The 13,211-nt window shown below is 62.0% G+C and carries 15 protein-coding genes and 1 pseudogene; 8 read left to right on the top strand and 8 right to left on the bottom strand.

The window, feature by feature from the left end; all coding sequences use genetic code 11:
* The first annotated feature begins 25 nt into the window (after positions 1-25).
* From MHY24_RS07185 to MHY24_RS07170, 4 genes and pseudogenes are all read left to right on the top strand, one after another.
* The gene (locus MHY24_RS07185) at positions 26-394 is read left to right on the top strand and encodes a GntR family transcriptional regulator (protein WP_049359605.1); all 369 of its coding nucleotides are present in this window, start codon (positions 26-28) and stop codon (positions 392-394) included.
* The gene (locus MHY24_RS07180; RefSeq protein WP_239228894.1) at positions 381-1,235 is read left to right on the top strand and encodes an ATP-binding cassette domain-containing protein; all 855 of its coding nucleotides are present in this window, start codon (positions 381-383) and stop codon (positions 1,233-1,235) included. Before MHY24_RS07185 ends, MHY24_RS07180 begins: the two co-directional genes overlap by 14 nt.
* 1 nt (position 1,236) lies before the next feature.
* A complete protein-coding gene (locus tag MHY24_RS07175) occupies positions 1,237-1,920 on the top strand; it encodes a transglycosylase (protein ID WP_239228891.1) in 684 nt (227 codons plus the stop codon).
* 112 nt (positions 1,921-2,032) lie between these two features.
* Positions 2,033-2,674 (top strand): annotated as a pseudogene (locus MHY24_RS07170) (short-chain fatty acyl-CoA regulator family protein); the annotation flags it as partial.
* A gap of 68 nt (positions 2,675-2,742) precedes the next feature.
* On the opposite strand, the gene MHY24_RS07165 reads toward MHY24_RS07170, so the two are convergent.
* The 4 genes from MHY24_RS07165 to upp form a co-directional block, all read right to left on the bottom strand.
* Complete coding sequence (locus MHY24_RS07165) at positions 2,743-4,170, bottom strand: NAD(P)H-quinone dehydrogenase (protein WP_239192811.1); 1,428 nt, start codon at positions 4,168-4,170, stop codon at positions 2,743-2,745.
* A gap of 70 nt (positions 4,171-4,240) precedes the next feature.
* Positions 4,241-5,431 carry a M20 family metallopeptidase gene (locus tag MHY24_RS07160; RefSeq protein WP_204610087.1) on the bottom strand — a complete coding sequence of 397 codons (1,191 nt, stop codon included), beginning with the start codon at positions 5,429-5,431 and terminating at the stop codon, positions 4,241-4,243.
* 93 nt (positions 5,432-5,524) lie between these two features.
* Positions 5,525-5,899 (bottom strand): helix-turn-helix domain-containing protein, encoded by a 375-nt coding sequence (locus tag MHY24_RS07155; RefSeq protein ID WP_204610089.1) that lies wholly within the window; start codon positions 5,897-5,899, stop codon positions 5,525-5,527.
* Between the two features lie 47 nt (positions 5,900-5,946).
* Positions 5,947-6,582, bottom strand: a complete 636-nt coding sequence (gene upp / locus MHY24_RS07150) for a uracil phosphoribosyltransferase (RefSeq protein ID WP_204610091.1) — start codon at positions 6,580-6,582, stop codon at positions 5,947-5,949.
* 57 nt (positions 6,583-6,639) lie between these two features.
* On the opposite strand from upp, the gene MHY24_RS07145 reads away from it, so the two are divergent.
* From MHY24_RS07145 to MHY24_RS07135, 3 genes are read left to right on the top strand one after another with little or no spacing between them, the layout of a single operon-like run.
* Positions 6,640-6,918, top strand: coding sequence for a hypothetical protein (locus tag MHY24_RS07145; protein ID WP_049383645.1), 279 nt, complete (start codon positions 6,640-6,642; stop codon positions 6,916-6,918).
* Complete coding sequence (locus MHY24_RS07140) at positions 6,919-7,863, top strand: C40 family peptidase (protein ID WP_239228889.1); 945 nt, start codon at positions 6,919-6,921, stop codon at positions 7,861-7,863.
* Between the two features lie 51 nt (positions 7,864-7,914).
* Positions 7,915-9,153, top strand: coding sequence for a hypothetical protein (locus MHY24_RS07135; protein ID WP_239228887.1), 1,239 nt, complete (start codon positions 7,915-7,917; stop codon positions 9,151-9,153).
* Between the two features lie 102 nt (positions 9,154-9,255).
* On the opposite strand, the gene MHY24_RS07130 is transcribed toward MHY24_RS07135, so the two are convergent.
* From MHY24_RS07130 to MHY24_RS07115, 4 genes are read right to left on the bottom strand one after another with little or no spacing between them, the layout of a single operon-like run.
* Positions 9,256-9,462 carry a hypothetical protein gene (locus tag MHY24_RS07130; protein WP_239228877.1) on the bottom strand — a complete coding sequence of 69 codons (207 nt, stop codon included), beginning with the start codon at positions 9,460-9,462 and terminating at the stop codon, positions 9,256-9,258.
* 26 nt (positions 9,463-9,488) lie between these two features.
* On the bottom strand, positions 9,489-10,520 hold the full coding sequence (locus tag MHY24_RS07125; RefSeq protein WP_239228866.1) for an alpha/beta hydrolase: 1,032 nt from the start codon (positions 10,518-10,520) through the stop codon (positions 9,489-9,491).
* Positions 10,521-11,198, bottom strand: coding sequence for a type 1 glutamine amidotransferase domain-containing protein (locus tag MHY24_RS07120; protein ID WP_239228857.1), 678 nt, complete (start codon positions 11,196-11,198; stop codon positions 10,521-10,523).
* A gap of 11 nt (positions 11,199-11,209) precedes the next feature.
* Complete coding sequence (locus MHY24_RS07115; protein WP_239228855.1) at positions 11,210-12,100, bottom strand: adenosine deaminase; 891 nt, start codon at positions 12,098-12,100, stop codon at positions 11,210-11,212.
* A 39-nt stretch (positions 12,101-12,139) separates the two neighbouring features.
* Here MHY24_RS07115 and MHY24_RS07110 point away from each other — a divergent pair.
* Positions 12,140-13,211, top strand: a 1,072-nt coding sequence (locus MHY24_RS07110; RefSeq protein ID WP_239228854.1) for a D-alanyl-D-alanine carboxypeptidase family protein, incomplete at its 3' end; no start/stop codon positions are given.

Below are 13,211 nucleotides of genomic sequence, written 5' to 3'. Positions count from 1 at the left end.
TGCCACGAATTAGAGAGGCCGCAGCATGAGTGACACCCGGCCTATTTACCAGCAACTGGCAGGAGGAATCAGGGACATGATTATTTCCGGCGAACTCCCAGAGGGAGAACGCGCCCCTAGCACCAATGAACTTTCGGCTTTCCATTCCGTCAATCCCACTACCTCCGCCAAGGCACTGACCGTCCTCTTCGAGGAAGGGCTGCTGGAAAAACGCCGCGGCTTGGGCATGTTTGTACGCGAAGGCGCGCGCGAGAAGGTTCGCCATCAACGCCAAGAATCACTCAGGGAAGACTTCATCGTTCCCCTCCTGAAAGAAGGAGCCGCGCTGGGCTTAAGCGCCAGCGACATCGCCGACCTCATCGAAGCCGAAGGAGACCATCATGACGCACCTTAAGTTGAAGAACGTCACCTGCAAGCGCCGCCTGCACGTGCCACACCTCGATCTCAACGCCGGCATGTACGGGCTGATCGGCCCCAATGGCGCCGGCAAGACCACGCTCTTGCGTGCGGTAGCGGGATTCCTTCCTACCAAGGGCAGCATCGATACCCCACAGGTGGGGATCGCGCGCACCGGCGCCGATATTCTGCTCTCCGGTTCCACTGTGCGCCAGCACCTGCGCGCCGCAGAGCACGTACGCGAGGGATTCGCCGTGGGGTATGCGGAGGAGCTGTTGGATAAGATGGGCATCGATAAGCGCAGCAAGAACCGCTCTTTGAGCACCGGCCAGCGCCAATTGGTTGCCTGTGCCACTGCCCTGGCAGCGCGCACGCCGGTCACCCTCCTCGATGAGCCCTTCAATGGCTTGGATGCGCCGACTCGCACGCGCCTGCGTGAGCTCATCATCGCCCATGCCGCCGCCACCCCGGATTGGCTGCTCGTGCTTTCTTCCCACCGCGCGGAAGACCTCGTGGGGCTGATTGACCAGGTCATTACCGTGCAGGAAGGCACGGTCAACGGGCCCACAGATCTTGAATCCCAACGGCCGCACTACCCCGTGCTCACGGGCAACGCAAAGGACGTTGAGCAAGCCCTCGCGCTTGCCGACGCCCTGCCTCTCCACCAATCCTCGCTTGGCTCGACCACCAAAGTTAATGCTTGGTCCCCGGTACCGTTTCCGGACGATACCGTGAACGCCGCTCAAATCACCGTCTCCTACCTTGACGACGGCCAGCTCATTGATTCCCTTGTTTCCCGCGCCCATGAATCCGCCCGCACCCCACATGAGGAGTCCTAAAATGTCCCTGCTGAAGACCTTTAATCTCAACGCTGCAAAGACACTTATCGCCGTTAGCGTTATCGTCGCATTGCTGTGGAGCGTGCCTAATTTTCTACCCTCCGACCAAGCAACGATTAGCGCTAACCCTGCTGGCTGGGGGATTCTCGCCGTATTCGTTTGGGGTCTCTACTGCGCCTTCACAGCAACAGAATACCGGGCCTTTCGCGGCCTGGGAATGCGCCCACGACAGTGGCTGCTTAGCATGCACGCGACGCTCTGGCTCGCTGCGTTCGTATTCGGCGCCATTGCTTGGCTGACCTATTATGTCGCGCTACGTGCCGGCGTGGACATACACTCTTCCTGGGTTATCCTTCCTGGCAATTCCGGTCTCAGGCCTCTTTTCGCTCGAGTAGCGACCTTGGGAAGCTTCATGTGCGGTCACCTACTCACCGGATACATCGGCACACTCATCGGTGTGGTTGTAAGTAGCGCAAACCAAAGCTCCCTATTCGTTCGGCTCCTGCTAATCGCCGGCATCATCGTCGGCCTATTCCTAGCGGATGGCATTGTGATTACTCTCGTTGAATCTTTTGGAGCTATAGAAATCGGTGCCCCATGGCCCGGCATGTTTTTCTTCGCTGGTTTAGCTGCCCTTATCTGCACCGCAGCAATTCACCTCCTAGCACGGCGTACCCAGCCATAGCCCGACCACAGGAAAGCCACGACAAGTATGTCAGCTCCCCCGCTCCGGCCAACTTGACGGTGCCGGAATTTGGGGGAGCTGACGCGTTTTAAAAGGACTTCGGCGGAACCGAGCCCAAGAATTAGCTACTTTAGGGCTCGCGCAATACTTCGCCGCCGCAGTCACCATGCCCTACCAACCGTTCCTATCGATGGCTGAGGAAACCCGCTACGACATCGACCTTTTGTGCAACTACTTTGGCACCGGTTTCGAAACCACCGCGCAACGCTTGGCTACCCTCCAGCGCCCGGGCCTTAACGGCGTGCCCTTTTCCTTCATCCGCACTGACCGCGCCGGAAATATCTCCAAGCGCCAATCCTCCACCGCCTTCCACTTCGCCCGCTCGGGTGGTTCTTGCCCGCTGTGGGTAGTCCACCGCGCCTTTGAAACGCCCAACCGCATCACCCGCCAGGTAGCCGCCATGCCGGATGGCCATGCCTTCCTGTGGATAGGTCGCTTTGTGCAAGGAACCGCAAAATCTTGGGGAACCCCTCGCAAGGAATTCGCCGTAGGCTTAGGCTGCGATATCTCTGAAGCCGACCGCATTGTCTACGCCGATGCTCTTAATCTAGACTTATCCGCCGCCACCCCTATCGGCCCTGGTTGTACCGCTTGCCCGCGCGAACATTGTCCCCAGCGTGCCCTTCCACAAGCAGATCGCCCCATCCAGGTTTCACTCAATCGCACCGCTGAGCATTCCTACTCCACCTTTTAAAACGCATGCAAAAGCGCCCACCCTAGGCTGGTTACTAAAGGCGGGCGCAAAAGAAAGGAAAAGATCGCTTACTCCAGGTCGTCGTGAGCCACGAGGCGTCGCGCAGCCTCGGTGATGGTGCCGGACAGGGACGGGTAAACGGCGAAGGAATCAGCCAACTGGTTTACGGTGAGCTGGTTGGTCACGGCCATAGCGATGGGCAGGATGAGCTCGGAGGCGGTCGGCGCGACGATGACGCCGCCGATAACGCGGCCAGAGGTGGCGCGGCAGAAGAGCTTGACAAAGCCGTGCTGTAGCGAGCGCATCTTGGCGCGCGGGTTAGTCTTGAGCGGCATGGTGATGGTGCGGGCGGCTACCTCGCCTGCCTCGATTTCTGCCTGGGTAAAGCCTACGGCTGCGATCTCTGGGCGGGTGAACACGGCGTTGGCCACGGTCTTCAGGCGCAGCGGAGAAACGCCCTCACCCAAGGCGTGGTACATGGCCACGCGGCCCTGCATTGCAGCGACGGAAGCCAGCGGGAAGAGGTCAGAGCAGTCACCAGCGGCATAGATGCCGGCGATATTGGTGCGGGAGACGCGGTCGACCTGAATGTGGCCGGACTTTGCGGTTTCCACGCCAACGTTCTCCAGCTTGAGGTCCTGAGTATTCGGGATGGAGCCGATGGACATGATGACGTGGGAGCCGGTGATTTCGCGGCCGTCCTGCGTGGTGACCAGGACGTTGCCGTCCTCGGTGCGGTTGACGGTTTCCACGCGGCAGTTCTTTTCCAGTTCCACGCCGCGCTCGCTCAGCACGGTCTCGAGAACGTCGGCCGCGTCGGCGTCGTCATGCGGCAAAATGCGGTCGCGGGAGGCAACCATGGTGACCTTCACGCCCAGCTCAGCGAAGGCGGAGACGAACTCGGCACCGGTGACGCCGGAACCGACGACGATGAGGTGCTCCGGCAGCTCGGTGAGGTTGTAGACCTGCTGCCAGGTAAGGATGCGCTCGCCATCCGGCTGAGCGCCGGGGAGAATACGAGGGGTGGCGCCGGTGGCCACCAAGACGAGATCTGCGTTAATGGTTTCCTCGTGGCCGTCCTCGTTGAATACGGCAGTGACCTTGTGGCCGCCGAAGGCATCGGCTTCCTGGTCCTCTGGGAAATAGCCGCGGCCATCGATAACGCGTGCGCCCAGGGATTCCACGGTGGCGCGGATATCGGAGGACTGCTTGCTTGCCAGATCCTGCACGCGCTTATTCAGTGCGGTCAAGGAAAGATGGGCCTGGCCAATGCCCTGGTTAAGTTCCATATCCTCGGCACGGCGCAGGTCGGTTTTAATATTGGCACCAGCGATGAAGGACTTGGAAGGAACACAGTCCAAGATAACGCTGTTGCCGCCCATGCCCTGGTCTTCAATAATGGTGATTTCTGCACCATATTTAGCACCTGCCAACGCTGCCTCATAGCCGGCCGGGCCGCCGCCGATGATGACGATTCGCTTGGTCTGGTTCAACACGCACTTGCTCCTTTATAGGCTCCACAGTAAAAGTCGCCTACGAGTTTAACGTGTAGAACCTTTCAGCGCGTTAGTCTGTCTCCGCGTTCTCCCCTATGAACTGCTCAACCACGGCGCCAAAGAGCTTGATGCCCACGCCAATAGCCCGCTCATCCACGATGAGATCGCCCATGTGCAGGTCATGCTGCTCGCCCTCGCCGGACCAGCAACCAAGCCGCGCCATGGAACCGGGGACCTTTTCTAGGTACCAGGAAAAGTCCTCGCCGCCGGAGGACTGCGGGGCTTGTACGACGGCCTGCGGGTCGATGGATTGGGCTGCGGAGGCAAGCAGGGCGGTTGCGACGTCGTCGTTAAGCACCGGCGGAACGCCGCGGTTATAGGTCAGCTCGTGCTCTACGCCTACCGGCGCAAGGATTTGATCCACCAGCTCGGTAAAGAGGCTTTGCATATCGCGCCAGATGCCAATATCGGCCGTGCGCATGGTGCCGGTTAGGCTGCCAGTCTCCGGAATGGCATTGGGCGCATAGCCAGAATTGACCTGGCCAAAGACCAAAACGGTGCCGGTACGCGGGTCAACGCGGCGCGAGAGCAGCGCGGGCAGTTCGGTAATGACCTTTCCTAGGGCATACACAACGTCGGCCGACAGGTGCGGCCGGGAGGTATGCCCGCCTGGGCCCTTGATATTGAGCTCCACCACGTCGGTAGCAGAAGTGATAGCCCCGGCGCGGATACCGATGCGCCCCACGCGCAGCTTGGGCTCGGCGTGGATGGCAAAAATGGAATGCACACCTTCCAGCGCGCCCCATTCGATAACGTCGGTTGCGCCGCCGACCCATACTTCCTCGGCCGGTTGGAAGATGACTCGAATACCCAGCGGCAGGTCGTGGACGCGCTGAAAATCCGCCAATGCGCAGGCCAGGCCCAGCGCCACGGTCGTATGCACATCGTGGCCGCAAGCATGCATCTTGCCGGGAACCTCGGAGGTATATTCCAGGCCGGTGACCTCGGTGACTGGCAGGGCATCGATATCGGCGCGGAAGGCCAGCCGGCCTAGCTCCGTATCGGGGCCGATGTCGACCATGAGACCGGTCTGTGGGAAGCGCTGTGGCTCCAGACCATAGTCCTGCAAGACGGTGGCTAGGAAGTTGGTGGTTTCCACCTCTTGGTTCGCGGTTTCCGGGTGGCGGTGGATATGGCGCCGCCACGCGATGACCTCCGCACGGTGGGCATTGAACCACTCGTTGATGAATTCCGAGATCATCCGCGTGCCTTCCCTGTCGTTGAAATACGTCTGGGTGCAAAGTCTACAACTAGACCATGCGGTTCAGTAACTCAGGTGGTGATGCGGGGTGCTCTAGCTCAAGGCGCCATTCCACGTGGCGGCAAACCGACGCCGGTCCACGTATCCCCGCGGGAAAGGCGCGACGTCCTCGGCGACGACCACCGCGGAATCAGCCAAGTGCCCTTCCACCACGTCCCCGCCGGCCGGCAGCAGTACCGCCGGCGGGATTTCTAGAGCCAAGGCCAGCTTATATACCGTAGACAGCTGCGGATCGGCCATGGCGTGCACGCCATTTTCGTTGCGCTCCAGATTAGAAATTTGGCTGCGAGAGACCCCAGAAATCTCCGCCAGCGCCTGCTGCGAAATCCCCCGACGCTGTCGCACCCGCCGCAATTGTTGCGAAAATCCGTGGCCGTAGCTCGACCACATTAGATGAATGAAACTCATATTCTCCCCCTGGAAAGTGCGGTCGCCTTTCCAGGGAGAAGATTACCTTAAAGGTCGATATTGCGCGGACCGTAGAGGCGGTCGCCGGCATCGCCCAAGCCCGGCACGATATAAGCATCCTCGTTGAGCGAAGGATCGATAGCGGCGGTAACTAGGCGCACCGGCAGATCGGATTCAGCCAGCGCATCCACACCCGGCTGCGCCGAGACCATGCAGATGGCGGTGATATCGGTGGCGCCACGATCGGCAAGCAGGCGCAATGCGTGCAGCAGGGAACCACCGGTGGCCAGCATTGGATCCACCACGAACACCGTGCGGCCGGTCAGGTCCTCCGGCAATGCCTCCAGGTACGGCACCGGCTCATGCGTCTCTTCGTTGCGCGCCATACCGATAAAGCCCACCTGCGCATCCGGAATCATGGACAGGGCCGGGTCCACCATGCCCAGCCCGGCGCGGATGATCGGCACGATGATAGGCGGGTCCTGCAGGCGGGTGCCCTGTGCGGTAGAAACCGGGGTGGCGCAGTCGAAGTTCTCCACGGCAAGGTTGCGGGATGCTTCATAGACAAGCATGGCGCCCAAGTCTTTCAGAGCGGCGCGGAAAGCGGAGTTATCGCTGCGCGCATCGCGCATGAGGGTAAGGCGGGAGGCGGCAAGCGGGTGGTCTACTACGTGGATGTCCATGACCACCACTTTAAACTTTTTGGGAACCAAATGGGCCATCGGGCAGTCCAATAGGGCATGAGACCTTTCACGATCGATACTGACTATGCCCGCCACCTCGCCCGCGACCTGCACGCCCAGTCCCAAGGGGAGAATCCGCCCCACCCCGTTTTGCCTGAAGATTCCGCATTCACCGCTTTCAATGAGGCGGTGCATGCCGCGCTCGATAATGTGGGCGCGCGCATGAGCGTGCTGCGCAACGATATGGGGCAGGTTGCCCACTCCGGTTTCCAGATGTCGCGCGAGGCAGAAGACACCGATGCCGCGCTAGGCCAGCACCTTGGGGCGGCGATGTAGATGCTCGATACCGCGCTTAAGCAGATTGCCACCATGCAACCGGCGCAGCTTCCGGAGGTAGAGCTTCCTCGCGTGCCGGATCTCTCCGCCGCCGAGCCTTTGGCCGCCATCGCCCACGGCAATCCCGCTCCCCTACTCGAATCGGCGAAAAATATCGATCTCGATAATGCAACCATCTCTGCCGCGCTCGGCCAGGCCCGCACCTTGGTGGCGGGCACCATCCGGGACCTGGTGGGCATCGCCACGCAGCTGGTGCGCCAGGCCCTGCCCACCGCGCTGGGTTTCCTGTCGCTGGATCCGTCGGCGCGTGCCGCCGCTCTGGCTCAGCTTCGCGCGCTTATCTCCCAGCACTTGGGCATGGCCACTGCCCGCGTGCAGCGCTTGATGGGCGATCTCAGCGCGGCCGCTCAGTCCTTGCAGCCGGTAGCGCAGCGGCCGGTGCACTCCGCGCTTGCCGACGCCTCCGCAAGCCCCACCAGCACCCAGCAAACCACCGCTCTTCCAGAACAATCCGCGGCGGGCGTTGGTGCCGGCGCCGATGCTGCCGCACACGACGCGCCTTCTTCCCCGCCCGCACCAGAGCCCTCTGCCGAGGGCGGTTCGGCCGCCGGGCAGGCCGCGGTCGCCGCAGCGAAGAGCCAAGTGGGCCAGCCCTACGTGTGGGGCGGCACCGGAAACGGTGGCTTCGATTGCTCGGGTCTTACCCAATGGGCCTATTCGCAGGCCGGAGTGGACTTGCCGCGCACGGCGGACCAGCAGGCGGTTGGCCAGCAGGTCAGCGCGGATCAATTGCAGCCCGGTGACCTGGTGGTATGGGATGGGCACGTGGCAATGTATTCCGGCAATGGGGAAATCGTGGAGGCCGGCGACCCGGTGCAAACCAACCCGCTGCGCACCACAAATATGGGCATGCAATTCAAAGGCTTTTGGCGCCCCACGGCCTAAGGCCGGTGCGCTCTCGCGCGCTGCTTAGGGCGTTGGGTAGACTAAAACGCCATGAGCACCCGCGCAATTATACCTGTAAAGCTCTCGCTGACCGAGGGCGATTTTTATACCCTCTGGGCACCCAAGTGGCGCCAACATGGCTCCGAGTGGCAGGCCTTTTTGGGCGATGAAGAGGCAGTCCTAGCCTTCAACTCGCCCGCCGAGCTGCTGTGCTTTGTGGAGTCTGGCACCAAGCATGATTTGCTGGACCACCCGCAGTGGGACCAGTTTGCCGGCCGCGATGCGGACCGCGTCACCCCGGCGGAGCGCGATGAGTATGACCTCATCGGCATGCCGGAGGCGCTGGCTGGTCGCCCGAGCCACCGGAACGTATCCACGGTGGCCCGCAACCTGGAGATGGCCTCCGCGCTTGCCGACGTCGCCGGTGCAGAGCACACCACCATCTTCTTCGCCTCCCACTCCATCCTGCGCAACGTCTCCCGCGGCGCCGACCACTACTCCGGCGAACAGGGCATGAGCGAGTGGTCCGGCGTGGGCCACGTCATCGCCGGCAACTGGAAGAAGGTCATCGAGGACCTGGATGAGCACGTCCGCGTGGTCTCCAGCGATGACTTTGATGCGGCCGAGGTCTCCGATGCCAAGGAGCGCATCTCTTCTGCTGCTGCCGCCTCCGCTGCAGCGGCCAAGGAAGCCGAGGAAAAGCGCAAGGCCGCCGCCGAGGCCGCTGACCCGTACGATAACTCCCCGTGGGCCGCGGCCGGCATCGATCCCATCAAGATCACCGCGCAGTCCAAGTCCGTCTACACCCTGCGCACCTACCTGGATGGCAAGCCCATCTTCTTGGGCAAGTGGGGCGAGATCTTCACCTTCGATTCCCCGAAGACACTGGTGCGCTGGATCATGGACAACGATGACCACGACCTGGCACGCGTATCCACCTGGGAAGAAGTTGTCGCCGCCGCTAATGCCGGCGAGCTAGAAATTCAGGTCCACCCGGATAACCAGTACTCCTTCAACGGCATCGTCCGCGATATCGAAAAGGGCCCAGAGGCCGTCGATTCCGATCAGATGGCACGCTGCTATGAGGTATGCGCCGATGCCGCCGACTGGGCAGGCGACGATTCCATTAACTCCTATATGCTGGCTCACCCCCGCCTGCAGGACTACTTGGGCTACATGCTCGGCTCCACCGAGCACGCCGGCTACGTACCGTCCAAGCCATATAACGAGCACGCCGAGTCTTGGAAGGGCTTGGAGGATATGCTCATCAAGCGCTTCTCCAAGTTCTAAACCCGTACCAGGTCGCGCGGCCCCAGCCGCGCGTAACATCCGCCGCCCTAGCCTCTGCCCCACTGCACAGCAGCTGGACGGAGAGGGGGCGGCTTTTTGTGTCTAGCGGCCCGGCGCTTCTTCCTCTTGGCGTCGGATCCGGGTCCGGTCGCGCATGTATTTATCGAAAATCAGCCACACTATCCACAGACTGAGTCCGACAATGGATCGGCCCAGGGTTCCTATCCCAAAAACCCCGCCCAGAATCAGACCGAGAACAATCACGCTGGTGAAAAATACGACCCACGACACGTGCGTGTTGTATTTCATCGCTCGTCCTCCCTCAGTACGTGACTTTAGAGGTGGCGGCGGAGGTGGTCAATGAGGGCGTCGATAAGCTCGCGCGATTGTGGCGCCTTGGGTTTAATCTGGTCGAAGCCGTGATAGGCGCCGGCCCACACGTCGAGGGTGGTGTCTACACCGGCGGCGTCGAGGGCTTGGGCAAAGGCCACGGATTCATCGCAGAAAAGGTCGATGCCACCAACCCCGATCCACGTTGGCGGCAGGCCGGAAAGATCACTGCGCGTGGCCGGCGAAGCATAGGGCGGCAGGTCAACATCCAGGTGATCGTCTCCCAGGTACATGGACCACGCGCCGCGGTTCGGGCCCGCCGTCCAGATGAATTGGCCCACCGCACCGGACTTGTCCGTGGTGCGGTGATCCAGCATGGGATAGACCAAGCCGAGCGCGCGGACCGGATGTCCCTCATCAAAGGCCCGCTGAACCAAGCCCGCGGCCAAGCCACCACCGGCGCTATCGCCGGCGACCGCGATGCGCGAGGTATCCACGCCCAGCTTATCGCCGTGTTCTTGCACCCAGCGCAGCGCGGCGTAGCACTCATCATGGTCCGCGGGGAACGGCTCCTGGGTGGATTTGTGGTAGCGCGGGGCCACCACGATGGCACCGAGTTCGGCCGCCATACGTGCATTCTGCGGGTCATACATGGCCGGACCACCAATGAGATGGCCGCCGCCGTGCGTCCACACCACCACGGGACGCGGCCCAGCGGTGGCTGCGCCCTGGGAATCGCCGCGTGGGGTAAGCACGCGGGCGCTAAAGGCGTGGCCATCGAAGGAAGCGGAGAACTCCGTAATATCCACCGCGTGCCGCACCGGACGGGAGAAATCGATGCTGGCAAAGAAGCGGCTGGCGCGGGCAAAGGTGGCGTCGGCAAGCAGGTGCATAGGCAGGTACAAAATCGGGCTGCGCAGCCCCGGTGCCACCTCACGCAGGTACGGCCGGCGGCTGAGTGCATACGCCGCCATGCCCGCTACCCCGACCACGCCGGTCAGGGTAGCCCCGGCCTTGAGAACTCGCGAAACGCTCATTTAGAAATCGCGCAGAATACGCTGTGCCAGCGGCTCAGAGGAAGCCGGGTTCTGGCCGGTGTACAGGTTGCGATCCACAATGACGTTCGGGGACATCGGATCGGTCTCCTGGTAATCCGCGCCGAGCTCGCGCAGGCGGGTCTCCAGCGCCCACTTAGCGGCGGCGATGGCGTCCTCGCCCTCCTCAGCGTTGCTGAAGGCGGTCATCTTGTAGCCCTTGAACGGCCAATTTTCGTTATCCAATGCCAATAGCGCGGCTGGGGCGTGGCAAACGAGGCCGAGCGCGCGGCCGGAATCCATACGCGCCTGAATCAACTTGGCAGAATCCTGATCGTAGGCAAGATCCTCCATCGGCCCGTGGCCGCCTGGGTAGAAAATGAGGTCATAGTCTTCCTCATTGACATCGGCCAGGTTCAGCGGGTTCTCTAGCGCCACGCCCAACTCCGCCAAGTAATTCTCCTGCGCCATGCGCACGTTATCGGGCAGTACCTCCAGGCTGTACTCGTCTACGACGGGAGCCTTTGCTCCGGGGGTAGCGAAGTGGATATCCCAGCCTGCGCCCTGGAAGGCGCGGTGCGGTGCAATAAGCTCCTCGGCCCAGTAACCGGTCGGGCGCTTAGTGCCATCGGCCAGTGTCCATTCCTCAGCGGCGGTAACAACAAAAAGTACGGAAGGCATGTAATTCTCCTTTAGTCAGTAGTTTCTTCAGCGGCGTCTGCCAAAGACTCTTCAGTGTCTGGGCCTGCCAGCTCGGGGTCTGAAAGTTCCTCGTATGCTGGCAGGATAACCGTTTCTAGCAGATGCTGCCGTAATTCCTGGTCAGCGAAGGAATTCTCCACCGCTTTGACGGTGAGATCGAAAAATTCCTCTAGCCCATAGCCAAAGGTCTCACTCAGCGCGAGGAACTGCTTAGTCAAGGTAGTCTCGCCTGAGGAAATCGCGCAGGTAAAGCCCAGCTGCTGCAGCAGTGGCAGTGGGTGGTCGGTCAGCTCCTCGGCCTCCTCCAGTGGGGTAAAGACCAGGGGGATATGGCGGTCGCGGATGTAGCCGGAGGCCTTACCGGGCACGATGCCTTCGATATTCGCAGTGAAGTCATCGATCATGTTTACCGGGTGGATAAGGCGGTTCACGCCGGCTTGGGCGGCGCGCTCAACTTCCGCGAAGTCCTCGCCCACGTGAATCTGGGTGGGCAGGTAGGCGGCGCGGAAGTCCGCGGCCGCGCTCGCCTGGTCCTGCGGCAGGTTGTAGCCCACCACTGGGGCGTCGTCAGGCACTGCTGCCTCAGGGGCCGTGCCGGCCAAGACGAGGCGAGAGTCGAGGGAAGGAATGCGGGCTGCACCGGCGGCTTCAACAACCGCGGCAGCGTCCAGGCCAATCTCTGCTGGATCCAGGTGCAGTTCCGCGTAGACCACGCCATCGGCGGCCAGGGCCTCGTAGCGCTCGCGGATGGTCGCGGTAAGCTCCTCCGTCGTAGCGGCCGTGGAGTTAATGGTCTCAAAGAGGGAGACCTTAGGCAGCTTGGCCACCACGTCGGCGGCGGAGTCCTTGTTCTCAGGGCTAATCAAAGGCGCGTCATGCATGCGTCCCATCGTAGGCACGGGCCTAAGATGTGTCATGTCATGAAAAGAATTATCGCTAGTTCTCTCGTTACCGTCCTGCTCAGCGGCGCACCGCTCGCCCTGGCGGAAGAGCCGGAAACTCCGACCACCACGCGCACCGCCGCCCCGGATACCGATAAGTGCCCGCACGCCGAGCGCCCGGAAAAGGCCACCACCACCTCGGAGCGCCTCGCTCCTGGGCAGGCCTCACCCACCCCGCTGCCGCCGGTGGAGAGCGATGAGGCCTGTGGCACCACCCTGCCCGAGGGGTTCAAGGTGGATAAGGATGTGGTGGCCGCGGCGTGGATGGTCTCCGATATCGATTCCGGCGAAATCATCGCTATGAAGGACCCTAACGGCCGCTACCGGCCGGCCTCCATCATCAAGGCGCTGCTGGCGCTGGTGGTTATCGACGAGCTGGATCTGCACCAGAAGGTCGAGGTGGGCGAAGAATCGGCACAGATTGACGGCTCGGCGGTAGGCATCGGCCCGGGCGGCACGTACACGGTGGAACAGCTTTTGCAGGGCTTGCTCATGGCCTCTGGCAACGATGCCGCGCACGCGCTGGCACAGGAATTGGGCGGCGACGAGGCCACGCTGCGCAAGGTCAACGAGAAGGCGGCCGAGATCGGCACGAATTCCACTTACGCGGCCAGCTACTCCGGGCTCGATGCCCCGGGCATGTCTACCTCGGCCGAGGATATTTCCCGCATTTACCGCGCGGCTTTCCATAACCTGACCTTCGCGCGCATTGTGGATACGGAGTCTGTGGATTTTCCCGGCTGGGGCGACCTTGACGGTTACCAATTAGGCAACGATAACGGGCTCTTCCTCAATGATCCGGACGGTATTGGTGGCAAGACGGGCTTTACCGATGACGCGCACCATACCTTCGTCGGCGCGCTTGACCGCCATGGCCGGCGGCTGCAAGCGGTGCTGCTCGATACCACCGTGGAGCACGGCCCGCGCGCGTGGGAGCAGGCCCAGAAGCTGCTGCACCAGGCCTACAAGGTGCATCCCGGTGATGGTGTAGGGCAGTTGCTTACCGACGCCCATTCCGACGCCAACTCCCCTGCCTCCCCCGCTCCCACCC

It is taken from the genome of Corynebacterium sp. ACRPQ, assembly GCF_022347225.1.
In the GTDB taxonomy this organism is placed as follows: domain Bacteria; phylum Actinomycetota; class Actinomycetes; order Mycobacteriales; family Mycobacteriaceae; genus Corynebacterium; species Corynebacterium tuberculostearicum_D.
This window is presented reverse-complemented; position numbering and strand designations above follow the sequence as displayed.